Below are 25,788 nucleotides of genomic sequence, written 5' to 3'. Positions count from 1 at the left end.
TGCAAAGGGTATTGACCAACGGTATGAACAATAATTCATTGCCGCGACGCGGCCTTTCCATACACGCCAAAATAGCCATATTTCCTATAAAAAGTGAAGTGAATTCAGCTTTTCGCGAAGGGCCGGTCTGTCGGGGCAGTCTGCCGGGCCAGTGCCAGCGCCGCGTTGGCGCGGTGCAATGGTGTTGTTGACCCTGTCATGTTGCTCCGGCAGGGGGATGGAATTCGGCAAACGACAATTTATGGAAAAGAAACAAAGACAAACCATCTAGGATTGTATTGATCCAAAGGTTAATCCTCATTAGGTTGTTGAAAGATGTCTGCCACGTCTTTTGAGTTTCAAGTGTAAAAAGTGCCCGCCCCGGTTTAAGCGCAACGCGCTTGGCTTGGTCCTCATGAGACGGCGCAGATCCGACCGTCACGATGAGGCAGGCCATGGACGCAGTGAAGCAAGAGGACAGTGTAGGGCGCGCGTCACGCTGTTTTTCTGTTGTGCCTGCATCCCAGAAAGGCCCCCGCCGCCACTCCATTCTGTTTCTCACACCCGCTGTCACAGTTGACACCTCCAGCGGTGGAATGCTGGTCACAGCCGAGCGCCTCGACGCACTGACCCGACACCATTCCGTCAGCGTTCTGACCATGTTTGTTGACGATGCGGCGCGCGCGCGGTTTCCGGACGTGACCTGGCACATTGCGGGTGATCTGCGGCCGCGTAACGTGTGGTCACTTGCGAAGTCTCACCAAAAGCGCCTCCCCCTGAGCGTCTGGCGCAACAGTGATGGTGCCCTTTTAAATCGCGCTAAAGAACTGAAAGGCAACGGATTTGATCTAGTATACGTAGATCACTGGTTGATGATCGAAGCGGCCAATCTGGTGCCCGCCACCCGCCGTATCCTTCATTTGCACAATGCTGAACCGGAGGTTTTTTTCCGCGCCTCTGAACGTGCTTCGCTGGGTGCGCGCTGGGTGATGCAAGAAGAAGGTCGCCGAGCCGCGACCTATTTGCGGGCGGCGATGCGCCAGTTTGATGAGCTACATTTGTTGTCCGCCGAGGACGAAACCGCGCTGGAAGCACGCGGGATTTCCCACCCGACGACGCGCGTTTTTCTGCCAAGTGTCGCGGGGTTTGATCGGGCCATCAACGGGTTTGATGACCGCAAGGATGACGCTCTTTTCGTGGGAACGCTCAGCTGGTACGCCAACCAAGAGGGGCTGTCATGGTATATCGATGAGGTGCTGCGCAATTTGCCCAGACCGTTACACCATCAGATCGTCGGGGGAGGGGCCTCTGCGGCATTGTCGCGAAAGCTGCGCGCCACAAACCACCTCAGCGCACATGGGTATGTCGATGATCTCGAACCATTTTACCAATCGGCCAAATGCCTTGTGGCGCCGCTTTTGTCGGGATCTGGCATCAAGATCAAAATCATAAATGCATTGGCGCGCGGACTGCCCGTCGTGACCACCTCATGCGGCATCGAAGGGTTTCCCTTGGGATTTGGCCCGGCCATTCTGGTGCAGGATTCGCCACAGGCGTTTGCTGCGTCGGTTCAGAGGTTGATGTCAGATGGTGTGTTCTGGCACAGCGCCAGCCAAGCGGCGCTGCGCTATTTCAACACCCATTTCCAAGGGCAGAAATGGGCGCATTGGGCCGGTGAGGTGGGACAATGAACGCCGGTTTCTTCCCGCTTCGTACCGCCAACCCGCCCCCAGTTTATGTGGCCGGTACCCGCGTGGATCTGACCTGCCGCGCGGATGTTCTGACGCAATTGCGGGTCGCACTGGGCGATCAGGGTGCCTTGCATGTGGTCCATACCCTCAACCCGGAAATCTGCATGAACGCCCATCGCAACCCCGCTTATCGCGCGACCCTGAACAAAGGGGATTTGAATGTGGTGGATGGCGTTGGATTGCAACGCGCGGTGCAGGGCAAAACGGGGCGGGATGTCGACAGGATTTGCGGATCTGACCTGATCTATGATCTGGCAGAACTGGCCCAGACCGCGCATCGCAGCATGTATATTCTGGGCGGCGCGCCCGATCGGCTGGTCAAGGCAAAAGCCACATTGCGCGGGCTATATCCCGACCTGAAAATCCATGGGCGCGCCCCCGATTTCTCCACCACCCTGTCGCTTCCCGACCATGATGAGATCATTGCGGATTTGCGCCGAACACGTCCTGGCGTTTTGGCCGTCTGCCTTGGCGCCCCCCGGCAAGAAATGTGGATCGCGCAGAACCGCGCCCTGTTGCAGCAATGCGGGGTGTCGATCGCGTCAGGTTTGGGGGGGACGGTCGATTTTCTGTCGGGCGACGTGCGTCGTGCGCCAAAATGGATGCGGAAATCCGGGTTGGAGTGGGCGTTTCGCCTGATGCAAAACCCGCGTCGGTTGCGGCGTCAGATCTCGGCTTTGCCGGAATTTGCGCTTCGGGTTCGGTTTGATCGCAATTTTGTTTCGCTCGCGGACACGAACCCACCGTTAGAGGGGCACCAATGACGCCTGCGCGCCCCAGCCGGGTGTTAATTTACGCCCATCACGCCCCGCCGCACCCCTCGGCTTGCGCAACGCGTGTTTCATCGCTTGCGCGGCACCTGCGCGCCCGCGGTGTGGAGGTGTCTTTTCTGACCAGCAAGCCCGGCCCAGACCGTCATGAAGGGTTCATGATCAAGCGATGCACCGGGCGCTTTGGGCTGTTCAAAGCGTTGCTTGCGCACAAGCGTTGCCCGATTTTTGTGACCTCGCCGCCCGCCACACCCACCGCAGAAGTGGCATGGATTGCGCGGATCTTGGGCTATCACGTTGTGGCCGACATTCGCGATCCATTTGTCAGCGAGGCGTTGGGCAATGGGGATATTGCGCCGGGGATCAAAACCCGGATCAAGCTCTGGCTGGAGCGCTCTTTGTTTTCCGCAGCCCATCAGGTGGCCTATGTGTCGGACGCGTTGCGCGCACAAATGGATGACAGTTTTGGCACACCCGGTATTCCGCAAATCATCGCGCCAAATGGCATTGATCGCGATGTGTTTTCTCTGGCGGAAAACACCCGTGATGCGACCCGAAAAGAGCTGGGTTTGGGGTCGGGCGCCGTGTTTGTCTATGCTGGTATTTTGGGGGGCAAGTCGTTGGAGCTTGCCTTGCCGGCATTGGCACCTGCGTTGCGCAAGGGCGCGCAGTTGTTGATGATCGCGGTCGAGGATGATTTCTCGCGCCCTATCATGATCGACCTTAAGGCGCAGGCCAAGGACTTGGGCGTCAACGATCAGATTCTCTGGCGCAACAATCTGTCCCCGACTGAGGTCGCACGACATTTGAACGCCTGCGATATTGGCCTGAATCCACTGCCATTTCATCGCAATTATTGCCTGCCGGTTAAGACCTTTGAATATCTCGCCTGCGGTGTGCATCCGATGAATATTGTCGGAGAAAACAGTGCTGTTCTGGCTTTGTTTGAGGGGGATGAACTGGCGTCTTCCTGCCTGTCGTGGGCGGCGTGTTCGTCGCAGGCTTTGACACTTGCTGATGACGTTCGCACACTTCGGCAAAGCGCGGAAAAACGGGCGGTGTTTGCAAAGAGGTTTGACCGAAATCTCGCCAATGAAGCATTGAGCGAGGCGTTGTTGCAATGAGCCAGCCGATGCATCCGCCCCCGCAAGCACGCGTTTTGATCCTGGCCCCAAAGGCCCCCGGGCAGGGATTGGGCGGAGCGGAGCGGCATTTGCAGGATCTGGCCAACGTCCTGGCACCGATTTGTCAAAAGGTGACGTTCCTGTCGCACCAGGATGCGCCTGCGCCGGGGCTCTTTGCGCGGCTTTTGACCCGGATCGAGCCAATGCTCGCCTCGCCGCTTGCGGTCAGGCGATTGACACGAAGCGGCTTGCCGGAGGCCGATGTGGTGATGAGCATTGAGCTAATGGGGGTGGGCCTGTCCCACCCGCGTCATCTGCACTTGTTCTTTGGAAGTTACGCCGGATTTCGCAGCATGGCTTTGCGCCCCGCCTCGGGCCTTCGGGCGTGGGTGAAAGTGGCGAAGACGGCTTTGGCGCGCCGGCTGGAATGTCACACTCAATCAAGATCTGGCGCCATCGCAAATTCACAAGGGTTGCGCGATGTTCTGATCTCGCAAGGGATCCCGGTGAACCAAACGATCCTTTTACCGCCGACGGATTGCGACTTGTTCCAGCCGGGGGATCAGGCGGCTGCTCGTGCGCTGTTGGGTTTGCCGCCATCTGGCCGTGTGATCCTGTTTGCCGGTCGGTGGGAATATGCGAAAGGGGCGGATCGCGTCGCCAAAATTGTCGCCCAAATGCCGCGCGACTGGCATGTGCTGATCGCGACACCACCGGGGCACAGCTGGCCCGTGCCGACGGGGCCAAATGTCACCACTTGCATCGGGCTTAACACCGCGCAAATGGTCACGGCCTATCAGGCAGCGGATGCTTTGATTCAACCGTCGCGCTTTGAAGGCTATAGTCTTGTGGCAAGCGAGGCGCAGGCCTGTGGCTGCCCGGTTTTGACCAGCCCGGTGGGGCAGGCCGCGCATTATTTACAGGCAAAGGAGGCGGGTGTTCGGGCATCGGTGATTGCTGACCCCGAGGCCGCTGAAGGTTGGATATCTGGGCTGGAACAGGTGTTCGTCGCCGGTTCCGCCGCACGCCACACCCATCGCCAATACGCCGAAACCCATGTGTCATACGAGGCAGTTCAACGCCATTGGCAGGCCGAGCTTTCGCGTCTTTTCCCGGAGTTCTCATGGCACCGAAGCTAACCATCCTTGCCCCCACCCATAACCGCCCCGACGTTTTGGCGCAGGTCTGGCCATCGTGGCTGGCACAAGATGGATTGGCGGAAATTGTGATTGTGAATGACGGCAGCACGGACCCTTATGACGCGGTCTTTGCGGCCCTTGCTGTGGCTTGTCAAAATCGCGATATCCGCTTGACTATCGTGACAACGCCGACCCGACTTGGCGCACCTGCCGCGAAAAATGCTGGGTTGGCACGCTGTACCGGCGACGAAGTGCTGACCACGGATGATGACATTATCCTGCCGGATGACATGGTGCGGATTTGCCGTGAGCATCGCCCTGAAGCCCCCCATCCGGTGCTGGTCGGGCCGCGGGTTATTTACCTGCGTGATGGTGAATCCAATTCCGACGCCTTGGCGCGATCTGATCGCGAAACGCAGCGCTATTTTGACCTGTCTCGGCTGTTGCTTTGCGCCTGGGCCGACCCCGGTCAGGTCACGCAATTTCCGTTTGTAACAGCGGTTGCCCTTTGGCCCGCGTCTTTGTTTCGCGACGGTTTGCGGTTCCACGAAGCCTATGGCGGGAATGGCTACCGCGAAGAAAGCGATCCTCAGTTGCAGGCATCGATGACGTTCGGGGCCAAGGTTTTTCTGGTGCCGCAAGCCACCTGTTTTCACCTTTCGCCCAGTGTGGCCTATGCCAAAAAAGGGGGGCAGCGCCGCGGGGGGCGTTTGTGGTTTGAGATTTGGGTTTTGCGAAATAACTTCGTGTTTTTGCGCCGGTTTGCACCCTATCTGAAGCGCGAATTTGGTATTTCTCCAATCGGGGCATGGCTGCGTTTGGCGGGCGCACGCATGTCGCCCGCGCGTGTATTGCGCGCCTTTCGGGCCAAAGGGGGCTAGATGCACGATCAGTCCCAAACCCAACGCTTTGTGATTTTGCATCTGGCCTTGCCGCTGCTGTTTGTCGCGCCTGAAGTGATCAATCTTGGGGTGATTTTCCTGCGTTGGGATTACCTTGTGATCCTTTACGTTTTGCTGAGTTTTGCGGTGTCATCAGCGCAAAACCCGCAGCCGCATGCCCTGGTCTGGCGGCAGGCAACCACACTGATCTTGCTCATTTATGTGCTCTGCTCTGTGCTGATGGTGATGCGTCTTGGGGCGGGGTCCAACTTCATGTCCGGTGTGAAATATGCAAGCTGGCCGATGAAGGTGTTCTTATGGGCGGTGGGCGTTTGGTTTGTCTTTGTTTTGCTCAAGGCCGGGGCGTTTGATCTTTATCGTATGCTTGCCGTCTTGGTGCTGATGATCCTGGCGATGCAGCTGCTTGAACTGACGTTTCCGGCGTTTCGCGACTGGAGTTTTCGTTATTATCCCGTGGCATCCGTCGATCGGTTGCGCGACTTGGGGTACCGCGCGCGCGGGCCTTTTAATGGCTATGACACGACCTCGCTTTTCTTCGTGCTGACCGGGGTGTTTTTCAACGAGTTCGCCCGCCAGTTCCGCGCCTTTCGTCTGTCGGCCCTGGGGTTGGTTCTGCTGTCGTGCGTCGGGGCGTTTCTTGCGGCGCGCACCGGGCTGATGCTGATTGTGCTTTACTTGATCCTTGCCAATGTCAGCCGTGGCATTCTGCTGGGTGGCGCAGGTGATGTAACCGTGACCACATTGGGCGGCGATACCGCGACCCTGACCCTGGCCGCTGGCGTCGCCCATGCCATCCGCGTCAAGCGCGTGCATGCGACAGGGACCACCGCAACCAACATCGTGGTGCTGTGGTAATGCAAGTAGGGCTTGGTATCTTTATGGATGCCGCAAAAGGAGAATTGGCTCCCCCCTTTTCCCCCGCAGCGGTGTCCCCATCGTTTTGGATAGATCCGTCGGATCTCTCCTCGATGTTTCAAGACAGCGCCGGTACGCTACCCGTCACAGCAGATGGTCAGCCCGTTGGGCTGATTCAGGATAAGTCCGGTAACGGTCATCACTGTATCCAAACTGTTGCGGGCGAGCGGCCAACCTATCGAACCGATGGAACGCTGCACTGGCTGGACTTTGACGGCGTCGATGACGCGATGCACACCAATGCGATCAGCTTGGTGCATACCGACAAAGTCAGCGTCTTCATGGCGATCCGAAAAGCCAGTGATGCGGCCGCGGCCTGTTGTGCCGAACTGAGCAGCTCGTCCAGCGCGTATAACGGCACTTTTGCGCTGTTTGCCCCTGTCTCAACCGCCGACAATTATTTTTGGCGCGCACGCGGCAGCAGCACAGTTGACCTGAACGTATCTGGTTTTTCCGCACCAATTGACAACGTGCTGACAGGCTTGGTCGACATCGCAGCCCCCAGTTCGACCTTGCGTGCGAATGGCAGCGTGACCAGCCAAAGCGCCGGATCACTCGGGGCGGGGACCTTTGGGAACCACCCTCTGTACCTGGGATCCCGCGGGGGTGATTCGTTGCCGTTTTCAGGTCGCGTTTACCAAATGGCGATCAGTGACAGCATCGTCGCAGGCACAGACCTTGACCAAATGGAAAGCTACTTGGCCGCAAAAACAGGCCTGTCGCTGTGATGTCTTGGAAAAAAATCCGCAACCGCGCTTGGAGCTTCCGGGCGCGGTTGACTTGCTAAGACTGAAAATGGTGACCCCGGGTGGATTCGAACCACCAACCTGCCCCTTAGGAGGGGGCTGCTCTATCCAGTTGAGCCACGGGGCCATGTTGTTTCTGTAATTCGCTGATGCGCGCTTGTCTAGCGCCGCTTAAGCGTGTCGCCCGGCGTGATTTTGGGGGCAAGTTCTACCCGTTCCCCACCGGCCAGACCATCCCCTGCCGCGCGTTCGGCAATGATGCGCGCAGCGGCGCGACCGATTTCTATCCGGCAGGCATCCATCGTGGCCAATTTCCGCGGCAGGCCGTCCAACAATTCAACACCATTAAACCCCGCGAGCCCAACTTTGCCCGGCACATCAATGCCTTGATCAAGACAATACAAAAGCCCACCGGCCCCAATCATGTCATTGGAATAATATAGAAAATCGAGTTCCGGGGATCGTTTCAGCATTGCCTCGGTCATCTCGCGACCTTTGGCCAGCGCGGATCCACCTTCGTAAAATTCCTTATCCACAATCTCGACGCCTTCTTTGGCCAGCGCCTCGGTGAACCCTTCAAACCGTTTCCGGGCGCGGTGATCCAGCGGCATTTTGGTGCCTAAAAAGCCGATATTGCGATAGCCCGCTTTTAAGATTGCTTTGGCCATTTTGCGCCCCGCGCGGCGATGCGAAATCCCCACGCAGGCGTCAATCGCTGGCCCGTCGGTGTCCATGATTTCCACCACAGGAATGCCCGCCGCCCGCAACATCGCCTTGGCGTTTTCGCTGTGCTCAAGCCCGGCCACAATCACCCCGGATGGACGCCAGCTGAGCATTTCATACAGCACTTTTTCCTCGCGTTCCGGTTTGTAATTGGTCACGCCAAACACCGGCTGCAACGGGGTTTCGTCCAACACTTCATTGATGCCGGTCAGAACCTCTGGAAACACCATGTTGGACAGTGACGGGATCACCACCGCGACCAAATTCACCCGCTGTGACGCCAAAGCCCCCGCGATTTTATTTGGCACATACCCAAGCTCTTTGGCCGCGGCCAAAACCTTCTCGCGCGTCGCCTGACTGACATCCCCCCGATTGCGCAACACGCGGCTTACGGTCATTTCACTGACACCAGAGGCCTCGGAAACATCACGAAGCGTCAACGGGCGGCGGGCGGGGGTCGTCGGCGTATTGGTCAAAGGCGGCACCTCTTTCAAATTCAGTGCCTATAGTGTTAGCGCCAGAAATCTTGTTCGCAAAGCCTAATTTTCATTGAATGTTAGTTCTAACAAAACCTTACAAGAGCCGCGCCACCAAGGCGTCATGCACTTTTGGGCTGGCGGCCACCATTCCGTTCAACATCGGATCGCGGTTGTTATAGCGTGCAAGCCCCGCGCGGCGGTCGGACACATGCCCGCCCGCCTCTTCGACAATCAGGCTTCCGGCGGCCACGTCCCATTCCCAAGTTGCGCGCAAGGTCATCATGGCGTCAAACCGACCTTCGCCCACCAACGACAGACGATAGGCCAATGACGATCGGAATTTGCGTTCCACCGGCGGCACCTTCGCGTCGATCCAATGGGTCGCGTCGAAATTGGGTTTGGAGGCCAACACCGTGGCCCCCTCAATCCCTTCTCTGCCGCTGACTGAAATTGCGGCACCGTTCAGCGTCGCACCCTGTCCGCGCTGGGCGGCGTAAAGCTTACCGGCCACTGGTAAATAGACCACTGCCGTATCCACAACGCCACCGCGCGCAATGGCCAGCGAATGTGCCCAATGTTCCGAGCCTTGGATAAAAGCGCGGGTGCCATCAATGGGGTCAACGATGAACACCTCATCGGCGTCCAATCGCGCCAGATCGTCGTCGGTTTCTTCAGACAGCCACGCATAAGGCCGCGCGCGGGTCAGCTCTTCGCGCAGCATCCGGTCCACGGCCAAATCCGCCTCGGTTACCGGGCCTTGGCCGCCCTCTTTGTCCCACACCTCTGGGTCCGCTTTGAAAAAGCCGCGCGCAATGTCACCCGCCGCTTTTGCCGCATCCACCAAAAGGTCAAGATCACCCACGGCTGCGCTCACTTGTTACGCTCCGGCCAGCGTCATGCCGTCCACCAACAGGCTTGGCACAAGGCGACTCAGATGCGGCTCGGCGTCATTGGCGGGGATGATGGTTTTCAGCATGGCGATCAGATTTCCCGCAATGGTGCATTCATTCACCGGATAGGCGATCTCGCCGTTTTCGACCCAAAACCCGGACGCCCCGCGCGAATAATCGCCGGTGGTGGGGTTGATGGTGGACCCGATCATCGAGGTGACAATCAGCCCGGTGCCCATATCGCGGATCAAATCCTCGCGGGATGCGTCGCCCATTGTCAGCGCCACGTTTGAGATAGAGGGCGAGGGCGGCGAGGACGTTCCCCGCGAGGCACTTGCCGTGCTTTGCAGGCCCAGTTGCGCAGCTGTCGCAAGGTCGAGCGTCCAGCCCGTCAAGACACCCGCGTCAATGATTTTGCGCGCAGAGGTCGCCAGCCCTTCGCCGTCAAATGGGCGCGATCCCATCACGCGGGTGCGCAGGGGATCTTCGATCAAATCCAATCCCGCAGGCAGGATTTCGTCGCCCAAATGATCCCGCAACCACGAGCTGCCGCGCGCAATCATCGACCCATTTGCGGCCCCCAAAAGGTGACCGATCAGGGACGCCGACACGCGTTCATCATAAAGCACCGGAAAGGCGCCGGTGGGCGGTTGCTTGGCGCCCGCCATTGCGACGGTGCGTTCGCCTGCTTTGGTGCCAATCTCAACCGGGCTGGGCATATCGGCCTGAAACACCCGCATTTCGCCCGCGTAATCGCGCTCCATCGCAGCACCTTCGCCGGTGATCGCAACGACAGACGTGGCGCGGTTGGTGCGGCCGTAGCCGCCTGAAAACCCGTTAGAGGTGGCAAGGTGAAACTGGTGGCGGCCATAGCCTGCGGATGCGGAGGACACTTGGCTGACACCGGATACGGCCAGCGCGGCGGCTTCGGCCTCGGCTGCGTCACGTTCAAGTGCGGCGGGGTCTGGTTCTTCTGACGGATCTGCCAGTTCAAGCCCGGCCAAATCCCAGCGGTTGGCCAGCTCATCAGCGGTGGCCAAGCGAATATGCGGATCCTCGGGCGCTTCTTTGGCCATCGCCACGGCACGTTCCGCCATCGCTTGCATCGTCATGTCGGAAATATCCGAGGCCGACACACAGGCTTGCCGTTGCCCAACCAACACGCGCAACCCAATGTCGACACCTTCAGAGCGTTCAGCGTGCTCAAGCTTGCCATTCAACACGTCGATCGAGAGCGACGTGCCATCCACCGCCAAAGCGTCCGCCTGATCGGCCCCCGCATTGCGAGCAGCATCCAGAAGCTTTTGGGTCAGGGTGTCGAGCGCGGTCATGGTGGTTCCTTTATCTGTTCCCCTTTCAGGTAAACTGCCAAAGCCCCGCCTGCAAGTCTGCGTGCGCTCTGGCCTCGTCCCGTCGCATGGGTTAGGACAGAAAGCAGGAGGGCCGCAACATGCTGGATATGACAGGAAAAACCGTAGTAATCACCGGCGCAAGCCGTGGGATCGGAGAGGCCGCCGCGCATATTTTTGCCGCCGCCGGTGCAAATGTGGTGCTGACCGCGCGCAGTGCCGGGCAGATTGGCGCGATTGCGGATGCGATTGGTGACAACGCCTTGGCGGTGACCTGTGATGTGTCCCGATTTGCGGATGTCAAAGCGGTGATTGATGCCGCTGTCGCCAAGTTTGGCAGCGTGGATGTGCTGATCAACAACGCGGGCGTGATTGAACCCATCGGTCCGCTGATTGAAAGCGATCCAGACGAATGGGGCCATGTGATCGACGTGAACCTGAAGGGCGTCTATTACGGAATGCGCGCCGTGATGCCGCTGATGGTGGCACAAGGGGGCGGGACTGTTCTGACCATCAGTTCTGGGGCCGCACACCGCGCAATCGAAGGCTGGGCACATTACTGCGCGTCAAAAGCCGGGGCCAAAATGATGACGGAAGCTTTGCATCAGGAAGCCGCGGGACAAGGCATTCGCGCCATCGGTCTGTCACCGGGCACTGTGGCGACGCAAATGCAACGCGAGATCAAATCCTCTGGCATCAACGCCGTGTCGAAACTGAACTGGGATGATCATATCCCGCCAGAATGGGTGGCGCGCACGTTGTTGTGGATGTGTTCGCAGGACGCGGATGATTTTCTGGGCGAAGAGGTGTCGCTGCGCGATGTAGAAATCCGTAAACGAGCGAGTGTGTTTGGATGATTGACCTGACAAAAGACGCGGGCGTCTGGACGGTGACCTTGAACCGCCCCGACAAAGCGAATTCACTGACCAAAGCAATGCTGGAAGAGCTGGCGCAAATCGCAAGCGACGCCGCGGGCAACGCGCAGGTCTTGGTGCTGACCGGTGCGGGCAAAGTGTTCTCGGCGGGTGCTGATCTGGACGAAGCACGCGCAGGCCTTGCCACCGATGATGTGTGGGAACGCCTGTCTGGCGCGATTGCGCGCGCGCCCTGCCTGACCATCGCTGCACTGAACGGCACGCTTGCGGGCGGGGCAATGGGCATGGCGCTGGCCTGTGACATTCGCATCGCGGTGCCAACGGCCAAGTTCTTTTACCCGGTGATGAAGCTGGGCTTTCTGCCGCAACCCTCAGATCCGGCCCGCATGAGCGCCCTGATTGGTCCCGCACGCACCAAGATGATTTTGATGGCGGGCCAAAAGATCGTGGCGGAGGAGGCGTTTTCTTGGGGTCTGATTGACCGCGTGGTCGAGGGTGAGGTGCTGATCGACACGGCGCTGGAACTGGCTGATCATGCCCGCGCCCAAAGCCCGGATCATGTGGCGGTGATGAAGGCGATGATCCCCAGTTCGCATCATTGCTAAATGAGATGGGGGGCGGATGCCTCCGGCGGGGATATTTTTGGAAAGAGGAAAAGGCGGGGATTCTCGCCTTTCTGTGTGTGTAAAAGTGGGAGGGTGGATGATGGAAGGGCAGCCAGAGATCGTCGTGAAATTATGGGGCTACGTGGAGCCCGCTTGGGACGTGGCCCAAGGGTGGCTTTTGTCCCCCGCGGCGTGGTCGCAATTTGGTCTGTTGCTGGTGGCGTTTTTTGCCGCCCGTTATGCCAATGCACGGCTGGAACCGCTGATCCTTAAGTATCTGACCCCCAGCAAAGGGCGCAAAGATTACCTTGCGATGGCGATGCGTTTTTCGCTGTTGTTCCTGCCTTTGCTGATGCCACTTTTGGCCTTTGCGTTGACCGGCATTGGCGAGCAGGTCACACGCTCGATCTTTGGGTCGGGCGCGGTGATTGCGTTTGGGAAGCGGGTGTTTTTGTTCCTCGCGGTTCGGGCCTTCGCACGCGAGATTATATCGGACCCGTTCTTGAAGCTTTTGGGCAAATACATCCTGATCCCGATGGCCGCGCTGTATACGCTTGGGCTGCTTGACCCGGTGATGACCCGGCTTGATGAAACCGTTGTCCCCCTTGGAAACATGAGCTTTTCGCTGCTCTTTGCCATTCGCTTTGCTGTGGTCGGCGGGATCATTTTCTGGTTTGGCCGTTGGTCCAATGATCAATCCGCCAACCTGATCAAACAACAAGAGGAAATGCGCCCCGCCACCCGCGAGCTGGCGGTGAAGGCGGCGGAGATTGCAATCTTCGGCGCGGCGTTTCTGGTGCTGATGAACATCATGGGCATCAACCTGACGTCCTTGGCGGTTTTGGGTGGTGCCATTGGTGTTGGGCTTGGTTTTGGTCTGCAACAAATCGCATCGAACTTCATTTCTGGCGTGATCCTGTTGATCGAAGGGCAGGCCACCGTTGGCGATTATGTTGAACTGGACGGCGGCGAGGCTGGCACCATCGTGAAAATGACCGCCCGCGCCGCGATTTTGGAAACCTTTGATGGCCGCTGGATTGTGGTCCCGAATGAGCATTTCATCACAACCCGCGTGATCAATTACTCCGACGCGGGCAGCGCAAACCGCTATGAGGCGCCGTTTTCCGTCAGCTACAACAGCGACTTGGAACAGGTTGCGGAATTGGTTGAGGCAGCGGTCGCGGAATTGGACTTTGTGCTGACCGATACGCCCGAACACATGCCCGATTGTGAATTGCGCGCCTTTGGTGACAGCGGTGTGGATTTTGCGTTGGAGTTTTGGGTCGAAGGCATTGATGACGGGCGCAACAAATTCACCCCTCGCGTCATGATGCAAATCTGGAAGACGCTGAAAGCCAATGACATCGAAATTCCGTTCCCGCACCGTGTGGTGGAATTGAAAAACGCCGAGCCCACAACATGAAAACGGCACTTGTCATTGGGGCTGGACCCGCCGGGTTGATGGCCGCGCAGGAGCTTGCGCGTGCGGGCGTCACCGTCACCGTGGCCGAGGCGAAACCCTCACCCGCGCGCAAGTTTTTGATGGCGGGAAAGTCGGGGTTGAACCTAACCAAAGACGAACCTTTGGATCGCTTTTTGGCGGCCTATTCGGGGGGGGTGCAGATCCGCGAAATCACCCGAGAGTTTGGCCCGGAAGCGGTCATGGAATGGGCCCGCGCGCTGGGGCAAGAGGTGTTCACCGGGTCATCGGGCCGGGTGTTCCCAAAGGCGATGAAAGCCTCGCCTTTGCTGCGCGCTTGGTTGCGCGAATTGGCTGATTTGGGCGTGACATTTAACACCCGCTGGCGTTGGCAGGGGTGGCAAGAAGATGTGCTGAAATTCGATACGCCAGATGGTGTGAAAAACATCACGCCAAATGCCACAATCCTTGCGCTGGGCGGGGCCAGTTGGGCGCGCCTTGGGTCTGATGCTGCTTGGGTGCCGTGGTTGGAAGAGCGCGGTGTGAAAACCTCGCCGTTTCAACCGACAAACGCCGGGCTTACCGTGGCATGGTCCGACCACATGACCAAACATTTCGGCGCGCCGATCAAACCCGCGCGACTGACCGCCGGGGCCACAGATGTTCAGGGCGAATTTGTCATTTCCCACCGTGGGCTGGAAGGGAGCGCGATTTACGCCGTGTCCAAAGCCCTGCGCGAAGGCGCGGATCTGTTTGTGGATCTGGTGCCCGGGCGCACGGCCGACGATGTGGCAACGCGCCTTGGTAAACCCCGCGGGAAAACCTCGCTCACCAATCACCTGCGTAAAGTGTTGAAACTTGGTCCTGCGCAGATCGCGTTGCTGCAAGAATTCGCGCGCCCCCTGCCGCAAGACGCCAAAGACCTGGCGGCCTTGGTCAAAGCGCTGCCCATTCGGCACGCGGGCCTGCGCCCCACGGACGAGGCGATTTCGGTTGCGGGTGGTGTGTCCTTTGAGGGTCTGGACGCAGGGCTGATGCTAAACCCAATGCCGGGCGTGTTTGCCTGTGGTGAAATGCTGGATTGGGAAGCGCCAACCGGTGGCTATCTGATCACCGGTTGCCTTGCCACGGGGCGGCGTGCAGGGCGCGCGGCGGCGGCATGGCTTGATCGCTAGCCAAGGCCCCAGACGCGTCACCAACTGGGGGTCCCCCCAGACGCATTATCAACTGGGGGTCCCCCCCAGACCCCCGGGATATTTATAGAAAGAGGAAAAGGGGGCCTCTGCCTTTTTCTTGCACTAAAGTGTGCCGCGTTGAATTGAATTCATCCAGCCAGCCGAACGCATTTTCTGTCGTAAACGCGGCCTCGGCTTTTAGGATGAATGCCCGTATCTGATGGAACGCGACATGCCAGATAGGGTCTATCGCCGTCCGCCCAGCATCGCCAGTCGGATCAAGGTCCGCTCGACCAAGGCCAATTGCGGCGCCTTTTGGGTTGAGCGTAGTTTCAGATCGGTTTCAATGAGCACTTCCAGCGCCTGTTCCAACCGATGCACCCCCCATTTCTGGGCTTGGCGCACCATGCGGTCGCGGTTTTTGAAATGCACGGGCGGGCGCAATCGGTTGATGCCTTGCGCCGGGCCGCCGGGGTCCGAGGATGCCCCGTGTAAGGCGCGAAAATGGCGGGTGGCGGCGATGCACAGCGCCACCGCTTGGGTGCCTTGGGCTTGCAATTTGGTCAGCACCGGGCCGATCTCGCCAGCGCGCCCTTCGGCGACGATATGCAAGAGGTCATCCAGCCCCGCTTCGGTGGAGGCGGGCGCCATCGCCAGCACATCATCCGGGCTGACCGGCGTGTCATCAGACAGCTTATAAAGGGCTAGTTTTTCAACGGTTTGGCGAAAATCACCGGGGTCCAGATCGCGGGATAGGGCGATCAGGTCCGTCATTGCTTCGGGGTCAATCTGTTGAATGCCGGCCTTCTTGAAATCGGCCTCAATTTCTTCGCGCGAAGGGGGGTCATCATAGATGCCAACCGCATAGGCGTTGGGGTGGGTTTCAAAGAGTTTGCGCAGTTTGCCTTTGGGTTTCAGCGACCCACCGGTGATCACAACCTGTGCGTCGCCTTCTTGCCAGTCTTCCAGCGCTTTGGCGACGATGTCCCCTGTCAATTCAGTGGCGTCTTCGACAAAAGCCACGCGGGGGCCGGGGAAAAAGCTGATGGCTTTTATGGCATCCGACAGCATCGCGGGATCTTTGCGCAAATCACCGGCGGGCATACGCGTCAGGCGCATTTCCTCTTCGCCTTCGGGACCAATGAGGGCGGCGATCAATTCCTGACGTTTCAGCGCCACGCGCATAGGATCGGTGCCATAGATCAGCACGCCTGTGCGCTGTGCTTCGGGTTTTGCAAAATATCGCGCGGCGTCGCGCGGCGACAGTTTCATCGTGCCCAGCTCGAATACCCACCCATCAGGCGGGTGGTGATCAGATCCGCCAGCGAGATCATCAAGCGGCGATAAGCGTCACGTTCTACCGACGCGGTCGACACGGTGGACCCTTCGGAGGAGTAGGAGGTGAAGTTCGACACAGACCCCTCATGCACCACATCCCCGCTTGCCGCATGCACGACCTGATATTCAATCGCGCCAAGCACCTGGGTCCGGGTGATTTCCTGCGATGGGGTCACGCCCATGCCTTGGGTGCGGGTGGTGATTTTATAGCTCAGACGGTACGGCGCGGACAGGTTGCGCCCAAGCCGTGATTCGAGCTGTTTGACCAGTTCAAACCCTTCGCGATCATCAGGTGCCGCAATGGTGATTGCGCCGCGAAGCCCCTCGCCGGTGCCACCAGGGCCATAAACGGGGGTGAACCCGCAGGCGCCAAGGGTGCCCGCGGCAAGAAAAGCAAGAAAGGTTCGGCGATCAGACAACCACATTCACAATACGTCCCGGGACTACAATGACTTTTTTCGGCGTGTTTCCGTCCAACACCTTAAGCACAGCTTCTTGGGAAAGCGCGAGTTTTTCAACCTCGGCTTTGTCCATATCTTTCGGCACGCTGATTTCCGCGCGGCGTTTGCCGTTGACTTGGATTGGCAGGGTCACGGTGTCGTCGACCAACATCGCCTCATCCGCTTTGGGCCAAGGGGCCTGTGCCACCAGACCTTCGCCGCCTTGATGGGCCCAGATATCCTCGGCCAGATGCGGCGTCATCGGTGACATCAATTGCGCCAGCGTCATGATCGCCTGACGTTTCGCCGCTTTGCCCGCTTTGGATTTCGCGAGCGTATTGGTGAAGCCGTAAAGCTTGGCGATGGCGGCGTTAAAGCCAAAGCTTTCAATGCCCATGGTCACATCGTGGATTGCCTTGTGCATTTCACGCAGCAATTCGTCATCAGCTTGGGTGGGGCCTTGACCCGCCGTGTCGTCCATTTCACCAATGCGGTCACACAGCATCCAGACGCGCGACAGGTGTTTATGCGCGGCCTCGGCCCCCGAAGCGGTCCATTCCACGTCCCGTTCAGGGGGGCTGTCAGACAGCACAAACCAGCGCGCGGTGTCGGCGCCAAAGGCGTTGATGATATTGACTGGGTCGACCACGTTGTTTTTCGATTTCGACATTTTGGCGGATGGAATCACGGTGACTTTTTCGCCCGTTGCGGTGACAATCATCACTCCGTCGCGGTCCTCGACCTCTTCCGGGTAATGATAAATCGCGCGACCATGTTCATCGGTGCGTTCCGCGTTTTTGTAAATCGCGTGGGTCACCATGCCTTGGGTGAACAGCGCGTTGAATGGCTCGGTCGCTTTGTCGGGCAGATGGCCGGTGATGTTCATCGCGCGGGCAAAGAAGCGCGAGTACAAAAGGTGCAGAATCGCGTGTTCGATGCCGCCGATATACTGATCGACGTTCATCCAATACTCCGCCTCGGCCAGATCGGTGGGCGTGGCCGCACCGGGCGAGGTGAAGCGCGCGTAATACCACGAACTGTCGACAAAGGTGTCCATCGTGTCTGTCTCGCGCTGGGCGGGTTTGCCACAGCTAGGACAGGCACAATTGCGCCACTCTGGGTTGCGGTCCAGCGGGTTGCCGGGGATCGAGAAATCAATCGGCTTGCCACCTTCGTCAAACGGCAATTTGATCGGCAGGTTTTCTTTCTTTTCCGGCACCACGCCGCAGTCATCACAATGCACAACCGGGATCGGGCAACCCCAATAGCGTTGGCGGCTTAGCCCCCAATCGCGCAGGCGGAATTGTTCGACCCCTTTGCCCCAACCGGCGGCCTCAACAAAGGAAATGGTGGCGGCGACGGCGTCATCACCGGTGGCCTCATCCAGTCCCGCAAAGTGATCCAGCCATTTCACCTTTTCCGATTTCATCGGCACAAAGGCGGTGTTTTCAACGGGCTTGGGATCGTCCAACGCCACAAAGGTATCGCGCACCGGCAGGTCGTATTTCCGCGCAAAATCAAGGTCGCGCTGGTCGTGCGCCGGGCAGGCGAACACAGCGCCGGTGCCGTAATCCATCAAGATGAAGTTGGCGATCCAGATCGGCAGTTCCCAATTGGGATCCAGCGGATGCTTCACGCACACCCCGGTATCAAGGCCCTTCTTCTCGGCCTTTTCCATTTCGGCGGCCGAGGTGCCCATGCGACGACATTCGGCGTTAAAGGCCGCGATGTCCGCGTTTTTCGCCTCCAACTCTTTCGCCAACGGATGATCCGGGGAAATACCCACAAATGACGCGCCCATCAGGGTGTCGGGGCGGGTGGTGTAAACTTCAATCGGCGCGCCACCATCCGTGCGTTCAAACGCAAATTGCAGACCTTTTGATTTGCCAATCCAGTTGGCCTGCATGGTGCGCACTTTTTCCGGCCAGTTTTCCAGCCCGTCCAGCGCGTCCAACAGCTCGCCGGAATAATCCGAGATCTTAAAGAACCATTGGGTCAGATCGCGACGTTCCACCGGCGCACCTGATCGCCAGCCGCAGCCATCAATCACCTGTTCATTGGCCAGAACGGTCATATCAACCGGATCCCAGTTCACGGTGGCGTTCTTGCGGTAAACCAGGCCTTTGTCCATGAAATCAAGGAACATTGCCTGTTGTTGGCCGTAATATTCCGGGTCACAAGTGGCAAATTCGCGGCTCCAGTCAATCGACAGGCCCAGCGGTTTCATCTGACCTTTCATGGTCTTGATATTGTCATAGGTCCATGTGCCGGGGTGGCCGCCCTGCGCCATCGCCGCGTTTTCCGCCGGCATCCCAAAGGCGTCCCAACCCATCGGGTGCAGCACCGAAAAACCGCAAGACGATTTATAACGCGAGACCACATCGCCCATGGTGTAATTGCGCACATGCCCCATGTGAATGCGCCCACTTGGATAGGGGAACATCTCTAGCACATAGTATTTCGGGCGGCTCTCATCCCGCTTGGCGGTGAAAATCCCGGCTTCATCCCAGGCCTGCTGCCATTTTGCTTCGATATCAGCGGCGGTGTAACGGCTCATTTCACGTACCTTTTCAATTCAATTCGCGCTTGGTGATAAGGGGCGCGGGCGGGCGCGTCCAGCCTTCTTGCTCTATACGGGCGGGTGTGGGTGCGATAATCTTGGGCAAAAGACACAGGGCCGCCTAGAATGCTGCCGGAAATGTTAACGAAGAAACCCTATGAGCAGTGCCATGAAAGTCCTTTTTATCCACCAAAACTTTCCGGGTCAGTTTGTGCATTTGGCACCCGAATTGGCCGCCCTTGGGCATGAATGTGTGGCGCTGACGCTGCGGGTCAAGGAACCGCAGTTGTGGAAGGGGGTAAAGGTGTTGCCCTATGCGTTGGATATTCCGCCCAACAGCACCAATCCACATCCGTGGATGATCAACACCAACACGCATCTGATCCGCGCGCACAGCTTTTTCACCGCGGCGATGGCGCTCAGGGAAAATGGGTTTACGCCGGATGTGATCATCGCCCACCCCGGTTGGGGGGAATCGCTGTTTGTAAAAGATGTCTGGCCCAACGCGCGGCTGGGATTGTTTTGCGAATTTTATAACGGCGTCGAACAAGCCAAATTCGAAGGTGACGTGACCCCCGAAGATGCCCTGCGTCTGCGCATGAAGAACATCACCAACCATATGCATTTCGCCATTGGTGACGCGGGGCTGAGCCCCACCCAATTTCAGGCCGACAGCTTTCCGCCGGAATTTAGGGATAAGATCGAGGTGATTCATGACGGCATCCGCACCGATCAGCTGGTGCGCAATGAAGATGTGGTGCTTGAGGTCGAAGATTTCGGCACGCTCACCCGCAAAGATGAGGTGATCACCTTTGTGAACCGCAACCTGGAACCTTATCGCGGCTATCACATCTTTATGCGCGCCCTGCCGCGTCTTTTGCGCGAACGGCCCAATGCCAAGGTGCTGATCACCGGCGGCGATGAGACATCATATGGCGCGCGCCCCCCTGACGGGCAGACCTGGAAACAGATCTATATCGACGAAGTGCGCGATCAGATCCCGGACGAAGACTGGGCGCGGGTGCATTATATGGGCCGCATTCCTTATGATCAGTTCACGCGCATGCTTCAGGTCAGCCGCGTACATGTCTATCTGACCTACCCGTTTGTGCTCAGCTGGTCGTTTCTTGAGGCGATGAGCGTTGGGGCCGCAATTGTCGCCAGCGCAACCGAACCGGTAGAAGAGGTCGCCGCCCATGATGAAACCGCGCGGCTGGTGGATTTCTATGACCAAGAGGCGCTGGTGGATGAGATTTGTGGGCTTTTGGACGATTCCCCCCTGCGCGCCCGCCTTGGGGCTGCGGCCCGTCAGGTGGTGGTTGAGAATTATGACCTGAACACTGTCTGCCAGCCCCGGATGATGGAATGGGTTAAAAAGCTGATGGACGCCGCCCCTAACCCCCCAGAGTTTGTGGCGCGCTAAAGCGTTTCAGCAAGTGTATCGACGGCACAACAAAAAACGCGCCCCGAAAGGCGCGTTTGAAAGACTGTCTATCTTGATCGGCGTTACAGTTTGCCGTCAGCAACCCGCAACTGACGCGCGCGGGTCAAAATAGCATCTTCGATCTTACGCACGGCCTCTGCGCTGGCGGGACCAGAGCGCGTATAAAGCGCGACGGACAGCGACCGCGCATCAAGTGCGGGGTCACGCACATAAACGGTTGCCTTAAAGGTGCCGCCGCCGGGCGGGCGCCCATAATCAAACACGATGATGCCAGTAAACGGATCGGCGGCTTTTACCGGCATGAAATTCAACACATCCAGTGATGCGTTCCAAATGTACCGGTTGACGGCAACGGTTGTATTCGGGTCGTCCGAGGTGTTGAAAAGATCCCAGATCGTCTCGCGCTCTGCGGTTTGTGGTGTATGGCGCAGGCCGGATCTCTGGGTTTGTTTGCCACCCGAGCCCTTGAAAATATTGCCCGAACCAATTGATCCGCCGCCGCCACCGCAGGCTGACAGCACCAAAGTCGCAATTACCGCAAGGCCAAGTGTCGTTTTCCGCAAGCTGTTCATCAATTAGCCCCGTTTTCCAAAAGTCTCTTTGTTAGTATATAAGCCCCCCAAGGCGGGCAAGCGTTTTCCCAAATGTCGCGCGCCTTTCAGCCAAGAGGTTTGTTTCGCGATGTTTCAGCGCCGCGATCAGAACTGTGGCAAAGAAGCATCAACGCCCGGCACAATCCGTTGTTACAGTTCAGCACACTTGCATTGAAGCGCTGGAAAAGGAAAAACACGCTCATACTCAATTCGGATTCCCCGACTTGAGGTGCACTCTTAAAACACATGAGGGAAACCGACATGAAAAATATCTTTCTTGCTACAACCGCACTGGTAGCAACCGCTGGCTTCGCAGCTGCTGACATCAACCTTTCGGGTGGTGCTAACTTGGGTCTGAAATACAACGACGCTGCTGGCAACGTTGAAGACCTGGTGATCCACCGTGAAATCACCCTGACTGTTGCCATGACCGGCGAAACAGACGGCGGCCTGACCTTCGGCGCAGACATGACCATCACCGCTGGTGGTGTTGGTGACGTTGTTGCATACATCGAAGGCGGCTTCGGCAAGCTTTCTGTTGGTGACGTTGGTTCGGCTGTTGACGCAAACATGGGTGTGTCCGACCTTGGCTTTGACGGCATCGGCACCGACGACCTGGCAGAAGCACAAATCAACTCAGCAGACGCTGGTTCGATCATGTACAAAGGCACATTTGGTGACTTCACCATCGCTGCTTCTTACGACATGTCGCAAAGCAACGCTGTAGCAAACGGTGACACTTTCTCCGTTGCTGCTCTGTACAACATGGGCGACTACAACTTTGGTCTCGGCTACGACGACACCAACGATGCGTTCTCGATCAAAGCTGGCGCAACCATCTCGAACATCTCGGTTAACGCTCTGATGACCACTTCGAATGTTGGCGAATCATACGGTCTGACCGCTGCTTACACCATGGGCGCAACCACCATCACTGCTGCTTACTCGAAAGACGATGTAGCAAATGTTGAAGGTTACGGCATCGGCTTCGGCTACGACCTGGGTGGCGGCGCTACCTTGGCTGGCGCTGTTGGCGAAGTTGGCGGCACCACTGTTGCTGACCTCGGCATCACCATGTCGTTCTAATCCTCACGGATTATTACAAGCGAAGAGCGGGCCTTGTGCCCGCTCTTTTCTTTTGGGACACCTGAAAAAACGAAACACAATTAAGGTGCCTCATGCCGCTTTCAGATATTCAATCCCGCATCAGTAAAGAAGAGACCCGCGTGGGTCGCACAGCAGGATCCACCCATCTGATTGCCGTCTCTAAAGTTCAGCCGCTCGACCGCGTGGTCGCTGTGCTGGATCAGGGCTATCGCATCTTTGGTGAAAACAAGGTGCAAGAGGCCGCGGGCAAATGGCCCGACCTGAAATCCAAATACGATGACATCGAGCTGCACTTGATCGGCCCGCTGCAAACCAACAAAGCCCGTCAGGCGATGGGCTTGTTTGATGTGATCCATACCGTCGACCGTCCCAAACTTGCCAAAACCATCGCCCGCATTGCACAAGAAGAGGGGCATTGCCCCCGTCTGATGATCCAGGTGAACACCGGCGAAGAAGACCAAAAAGCGGGCGTTCTGCCCGCTGACGTGGATGCCTTTGTTGCGGAATGCCGCGATCTTGGTCTGCCAGTCGAAGGGCTGATGTGCATCCCCCCCGCAGACGAAGAACCCAGCTTGCACTTTGCGCTGCTGGCCAAAATGGCCAGACGCAACGATTTGCCGGAACTTTCCATGGGGATGAGCAGTGATTTTGAACGCGCGATTGCCCAAGGGGCGACTTATGTGCGTGTGGGGTCTGCGATCTTTGGCGAGCGTGATTACAGTTAAGGGAAGGGGCTTTGCCCCTCGCGCTGCGCGCTCACCCCAGGATACTTAGAGAAGGGGAAGCGCAGGTCAGCGCACGATGATGCGGTTTCTTATCTGCCAGCGGGCGAGGATCCAGTTTAGATCTTTGGGTGCAAAAGCGATGCAGCCCGCTGTTGGAAAGCGCGGTCGCCGCCAATTATGGACAAAAATGGCCGATCCTTGCCCCGGCGTTGCGACCGGCCAATTCCAATCAGAGATCAGAAACACATCATATAATGGCGCGCCCATACGTAGTTTTTCGTGGGAAAACCCATAGGAATAACCGCGCACATGTTGGTTGTATTGGGGATCGTCCACATCATCCGACCAACGATCCGGCGGGCCGATGGGACGCAGGGATAGCGTTGTGTGGGGGGCTGCGCGGCGGTCTGCGCGGTACATGCCCGCCGCCAGCATCCAGACGCCGCGCGGGGTGGCCCCGTCGCCTTCGTGTTTGCTGCCAGTCATACCGCCACGCCCGATTGCACAGGGGATGTGTCGCCCCATAAATCGCGCGCCCCAGCGGGTGACGATCATATCGTGCCGTCGCGGAAGGGGGGGCAGGGTCACAGGATATGCCCGGATTTCTTGGCTTTGGTGGCAAGGTAGGCGGCATTATGCGCGCCTTCGCCCACCTTTAAAGGCACACGTTCAACCACATGAACCCCGGTGGCGTTCATCCGGTCCACTTTGCGCGGATTGTTTGTCATCAGACGAACGGATGAGAACCCCATGTTTTTCAGGATTTCAGAGCCGATGCGAAAATCACGTTCGTCATCCTCAAACCCAAGGCGGTGGTTGGCCTCGACCGTGTCAAACCCTTGATCTTGCAGGGAATAGGCGCGCATTTTGTTGGCCAGCCCAATCCCGCGCCCTTCTTGGTTCAGGTACAAAAGTACCCCTGCGCCCTCTTCACCCATGCGGGCCAAAGCGGTGCGCAATTGCGGGCCACAGTCGCATTTCAGGCTGCCTAAAACATCGCCGGTGAAGCAGGCGGAATGCAGGCGCGCAAGCACGGGTTTGTCACGCGCAGGGCGGCCGATTTCAACCGCGTAATGCTCTTCCCGGCCATCTTCGGGGCGGAAGATATGCAGGCGCCCCGCCTCACTCACAGCCATCGGAAGGCGCGCGTGCACCACGGGGGCAAGGGTCAATTCATCCGCCAGCGCGGTGTCGATTTCAAGGATGGTCAGGTCATGGGCGCGGGCAAGTGCTGCGCCATCTGGCACCTCAACCACCACGGCAGCGGGCAACAATTGCGCCGATTTACACAGCTGAACGGCCTGCGTTTCCAAGAGGTCGGATCCGTCACGCCGGGTTTTCAGCGGGCCTTTCATCGGGTGGCTCAGGTCATCTGCCGGGTCGGCCACGGCCAAGATCCAGCGCGTGTCGGCGTCTTTTGGAAGTTCAACACGCGCGACGGTTTCGGAATAGGCGCGGGCCTTTAGGGTTTCGGCGCGGCGTGGGCTGATGGCCAGGACCGGGGCATTGGCGCCCAATTCCACAAGATCCTGAAACCGCCCGGACGAGAGCGTTTCTGCCGCTGCCGCCACCGCAAATCGCGCCCCATCCTGCAACACCACCGGCACCCCCATGCGCAAATCGGCACGGGCGCGGGCAAGGCGTTCTTTCAGGTCTGGGGTCAGGCTCATCCGCGTCTCCTTTGTGTCCAAACTGTAGGGTTCAGACCATAAAGTGATGCCTGAAATGCGGGGTCTGATCTAGGGCGAAATGAAACTCAATGAAACATTTCATGGGTATTTGGACCGGTTCGGACACGAGGGCGTGAGGCAAATGTAGCAAAGCTTGCCAAAACCGTGTGCGCGTCACATGTCTGATCCAACAAGACAAAAACCCAAAAGGGAGAGCCCCATGTCGAACCTGAAAAAAATCCTGTTGGTGGATGATGACGAAGATCTGCGCGAGGCCTTGGCCGAACAGCTTCTGATGACCGAAGATTTTGATGTGTTTGAGGCCGGGAATGGATCGGAAGCTTTGGTGAAGGCGAAAGAGGCGATCTATGACCTTGTGATCCTTGATGTGGGGCTGCCTGACACCGATGGGCGCGAGCTGTGCCGCGTGATGCGCAAGCAGGGTGTGAAATGCCCTGTCTTGATGCTGACCGGCCATGACACCGACGCAGACACGATTTTGGGGTTGGATGCGGGTGCCAATGATTACGTGGCAAAACCGTTTAAATTCCCGGTGCTTCTGGCCCGTATTCGCGCGCAATTGCGCCAGCATGAACAGTCTGAGGACGCCGTGTTCCAGCTTGGGCCATACACCTTTAAACCCGCGATGAAGATGTTGATCACCGAGGACGACCGCAAGGTGCGTTTGACCGAAAAAGAGACCAATATTCTGAAGTTCCTCTACCGTGCCACAGATGGTGTGGTGGCCCGCGATGTGCTGTTGCACGAGGTTTGGGGTTACAACGCTGGCGTGACCACGCACACGCTGGAAACGCATATTTACCGCCTGCGCCAAAAGATCGAACCCGATCCCTCAAACGCGCGGATTTTGGTCACGGAAAGCGGTGGGTATCGGTTGAACGGCTGAACCTACGCACAAGAATCCCTGGGTGCCGGGGTAATGGCACATCCTCCCTGTTAGACTGCCCGGGCCTTTGTGCCCGGGTTTTTTTTGTGCGGTATTTCCGGGCGTCGGCTGGCTCTGGTCGGGTGCAAATTTGGTGATTGATCGCATTTGTGCTATTTTCAG

24 protein-coding genes and 1 tRNA gene are annotated in these 25,788 nt (G+C 58.1%); 15 read left to right on the top strand and 10 right to left on the bottom strand.

Translation table 11 applies throughout. The features are described from left to right. The first annotated feature begins 434 nt into the window (after positions 1 to 434). The 7 genes from KKW20_RS11445 to KKW20_RS11415 are packed head-to-tail and all read left to right on the top strand — an operon-like array spanning position 435 to position 7,308. The gene (locus KKW20_RS11445) at positions 435 to 1,670 is read left to right on the top strand and encodes a glycosyltransferase (protein ID WP_214568026.1); all 1,236 of its coding nucleotides are present in this window, start codon (positions 435 to 437) and stop codon (positions 1,668 to 1,670) included. Continuing rightward, positions 1,667 to 2,494 carry a WecB/TagA/CpsF family glycosyltransferase gene (locus tag KKW20_RS11440; protein WP_214568025.1) on the top strand — a complete coding sequence of 276 codons (828 nt, stop codon included), beginning with the start codon at positions 1,667 to 1,669 and terminating at the stop codon, positions 2,492 to 2,494. Before KKW20_RS11445 ends, KKW20_RS11440 begins: the two co-directional genes overlap by 4 nt. Next, positions 2,491 to 3,624 carry a glycosyltransferase gene (locus KKW20_RS11435; protein ID WP_214568024.1) on the top strand — a complete coding sequence of 378 codons (1,134 nt, stop codon included), beginning with the start codon at positions 2,491 to 2,493 and terminating at the stop codon, positions 3,622 to 3,624. Before KKW20_RS11440 ends, KKW20_RS11435 begins: the two co-directional genes overlap by 4 nt. Continuing rightward, a complete protein-coding gene (locus tag KKW20_RS11430) occupies positions 3,621 to 4,763 on the top strand; it encodes a glycosyltransferase family 4 protein (protein WP_214568023.1) in 1,143 nt (380 codons plus the stop codon). The genes KKW20_RS11435 and KKW20_RS11430 overlap by 4 nt, the downstream gene beginning before the upstream one ends. Further along, the gene (locus tag KKW20_RS11425) at positions 4,748 to 5,644 is read left to right on the top strand and encodes a glycosyltransferase family 2 protein (RefSeq protein WP_214568022.1); all 897 of its coding nucleotides are present in this window, start codon (positions 4,748 to 4,750) and stop codon (positions 5,642 to 5,644) included. The genes KKW20_RS11430 and KKW20_RS11425 overlap by 16 nt, the downstream gene beginning before the upstream one ends. Further along, positions 5,645 to 6,520 carry a spike base protein, RCAP_Rcc01079 family gene (locus KKW20_RS11420; protein ID WP_214568021.1) on the top strand — a complete coding sequence of 292 codons (876 nt, stop codon included), beginning with the start codon at positions 5,645 to 5,647 and terminating at the stop codon, positions 6,518 to 6,520. Beyond that, positions 6,520 to 7,308 carry a hypothetical protein gene (locus tag KKW20_RS11415; protein ID WP_214568020.1) on the top strand — a complete coding sequence of 263 codons (789 nt, stop codon included), beginning with the start codon at positions 6,520 to 6,522 and terminating at the stop codon, positions 7,306 to 7,308. The genes KKW20_RS11420 and KKW20_RS11415 overlap by 1 nt, the downstream gene beginning before the upstream one ends. Positions 7,309 to 7,376: 68 nt before the next feature. On the opposite strand, the gene KKW20_RS11410 is transcribed toward KKW20_RS11415, so the two are convergent. From KKW20_RS11410 to KKW20_RS11395, 4 genes are all read right to left on the bottom strand, one after another. Further along, positions 7,377 to 7,453: transfer RNA gene (locus KKW20_RS11410), tRNA-Arg, on the bottom strand. Positions 7,454 to 7,487: 34 nt separating this feature from the next. Next, positions 7,488 to 8,525, bottom strand: coding sequence for a LacI family DNA-binding transcriptional regulator (locus KKW20_RS11405; RefSeq protein WP_214568019.1), 1,038 nt, complete (start codon positions 8,523 to 8,525; stop codon positions 7,488 to 7,490). A 97-nt stretch (positions 8,526 to 8,622) separates the two neighbouring features. Beyond that, complete coding sequence (locus KKW20_RS11400) at positions 8,623 to 9,402, bottom strand: inositol monophosphatase family protein (protein WP_343207586.1); 780 nt, start codon at positions 9,400 to 9,402, stop codon at positions 8,623 to 8,625. Positions 9,403 to 9,405: 3 nt separating this feature from the next. Continuing rightward, positions 9,406 to 10,749 carry a TldD/PmbA family protein gene (locus KKW20_RS11395; protein WP_214568018.1) on the bottom strand — a complete coding sequence of 448 codons (1,344 nt, stop codon included), beginning with the start codon at positions 10,747 to 10,749 and terminating at the stop codon, positions 9,406 to 9,408. Between the two features lie 119 nt (positions 10,750 to 10,868). Here KKW20_RS11395 and KKW20_RS11390 point away from each other — a divergent pair, with 119 nt between their 5' ends. The 4 genes from KKW20_RS11390 (at position 10,869) to KKW20_RS11375 (ending at position 14,842) form a co-directional block, all read left to right on the top strand. Continuing rightward, on the top strand, positions 10,869 to 11,624 hold the full coding sequence (locus tag KKW20_RS11390) for an SDR family oxidoreductase (RefSeq protein ID WP_214568017.1): 756 nt from the start codon (positions 10,869 to 10,871) through the stop codon (positions 11,622 to 11,624). Then, positions 11,621 to 12,247 carry an enoyl-CoA hydratase/isomerase family protein gene (locus tag KKW20_RS11385; RefSeq protein ID WP_214568016.1) on the top strand — a complete coding sequence of 209 codons (627 nt, stop codon included), beginning with the start codon at positions 11,621 to 11,623 and terminating at the stop codon, positions 12,245 to 12,247. Before KKW20_RS11390 ends, KKW20_RS11385 begins: the two co-directional genes overlap by 4 nt. A gap of 100 nt (positions 12,248 to 12,347) precedes the next feature. After that, positions 12,348 to 13,670, top strand: a complete 1,323-nt coding sequence (locus tag KKW20_RS11380) for a mechanosensitive ion channel family protein (RefSeq protein WP_214568236.1) — start codon at positions 12,348 to 12,350, stop codon at positions 13,668 to 13,670. After that, entirely contained in the window at positions 13,667 to 14,842 is a 1,176-nt protein-coding gene (locus KKW20_RS11375) for a TIGR03862 family flavoprotein (RefSeq protein ID WP_214568015.1), read from the top strand. The genes KKW20_RS11380 and KKW20_RS11375 overlap by 4 nt, the downstream gene beginning before the upstream one ends. Positions 14,843 to 15,088: 246 nt before the next feature. Here KKW20_RS11375 and holA read toward each other — a convergent pair whose 3' ends face one another. Genes holA through leuS form a run of 3 tightly spaced genes read right to left on the bottom strand, consistent with a single transcriptional unit; the run spans position 15,089 to position 19,177 of the window. Further along, the gene (holA, locus tag KKW20_RS11370) at positions 15,089 to 16,114 is read right to left on the bottom strand and encodes a DNA polymerase III subunit delta (RefSeq protein ID WP_214568014.1); all 1,026 of its coding nucleotides are present in this window, start codon (positions 16,112 to 16,114) and stop codon (positions 15,089 to 15,091) included. Next, a complete protein-coding gene (gene lptE / locus KKW20_RS11365) occupies positions 16,111 to 16,605 on the bottom strand; it encodes an LPS assembly lipoprotein LptE (protein WP_214568013.1) in 495 nt (164 codons plus the stop codon). The genes holA and lptE overlap by 4 nt, the downstream gene beginning before the upstream one ends. After that, positions 16,592 to 19,177, bottom strand: coding sequence for a leucine--tRNA ligase (gene leuS / locus KKW20_RS11360; protein WP_214568012.1), 2,586 nt, complete (start codon positions 19,175 to 19,177; stop codon positions 16,592 to 16,594). The genes lptE and leuS overlap by 14 nt, the downstream gene beginning before the upstream one ends. A 172-nt stretch (positions 19,178 to 19,349) precedes the next feature. Here leuS and KKW20_RS11355 point away from each other — a divergent pair, with 172 nt between their 5' ends. Continuing rightward, positions 19,350 to 20,603: a glycosyltransferase gene (locus tag KKW20_RS11355; RefSeq protein ID WP_214568011.1), complete on the top strand. Its 1,254-nt coding sequence runs from the start codon at positions 19,350 to 19,352 to the stop codon at positions 20,601 to 20,603. Between the two features lie 83 nt (positions 20,604 to 20,686). Here the strand turns inward: KKW20_RS11355 and KKW20_RS11350 are convergent, their stop codons facing one another. Next, positions 20,687 to 21,196, bottom strand: coding sequence for a DUF3576 domain-containing protein (locus tag KKW20_RS11350; RefSeq protein WP_214568010.1), 510 nt, complete (start codon positions 21,194 to 21,196; stop codon positions 20,687 to 20,689). A 282-nt stretch (positions 21,197 to 21,478) separates the two neighbouring features. On the opposite strand from KKW20_RS11350, the gene KKW20_RS11345 reads away from it, so the two are divergent. Together KKW20_RS11345 and KKW20_RS11340 are read left to right on the top strand one after the other, a co-directional pair. After that, a complete protein-coding gene (locus tag KKW20_RS11345; protein ID WP_214568009.1) occupies positions 21,479 to 22,303 on the top strand; it encodes a porin in 825 nt (274 codons plus the stop codon). 92 nt (positions 22,304 to 22,395) lie between these two features. Further along, positions 22,396 to 23,049 carry a YggS family pyridoxal phosphate-dependent enzyme gene (locus KKW20_RS11340; protein WP_214568008.1) on the top strand — a complete coding sequence of 218 codons (654 nt, stop codon included), beginning with the start codon at positions 22,396 to 22,398 and terminating at the stop codon, positions 23,047 to 23,049. Positions 23,050 to 23,115: 66 nt separating this feature from the next. Here the strand turns inward: KKW20_RS11340 and KKW20_RS11335 are convergent, their stop codons facing one another. Continuing rightward, a complete protein-coding gene (locus tag KKW20_RS11335; protein WP_214568235.1) occupies positions 23,116 to 23,604 on the bottom strand; it encodes a L,D-transpeptidase family protein in 489 nt (162 codons plus the stop codon). Positions 23,605 to 23,633: 29 nt separating this feature from the next. After that, the gene (gene ribA / locus KKW20_RS11330; protein ID WP_214568007.1) at positions 23,634 to 24,719 is read right to left on the bottom strand and encodes a GTP cyclohydrolase II; all 1,086 of its coding nucleotides are present in this window, start codon (positions 24,717 to 24,719) and stop codon (positions 23,634 to 23,636) included. A 220-nt stretch (positions 24,720 to 24,939) separates the two neighbouring features. Here ribA and KKW20_RS11325 point away from each other — a divergent pair, with 220 nt between their 5' ends. Further along, entirely contained in the window at positions 24,940 to 25,626 is a 687-nt protein-coding gene (locus tag KKW20_RS11325) for a response regulator transcription factor (protein WP_214568006.1), read from the top strand. The last annotated feature ends 162 nt before the right edge of the window (positions 25,627 to 25,788 follow it).

Source organism: Aliiroseovarius lamellibrachiae, from assembly GCF_018599245.1.
GTDB classification, from domain to species: Bacteria; Pseudomonadota; Alphaproteobacteria; order Rhodobacterales; family Rhodobacteraceae; genus Aliiroseovarius; species Aliiroseovarius lamellibrachiae.
This window is presented reverse-complemented; position numbering and strand designations above follow the sequence as displayed.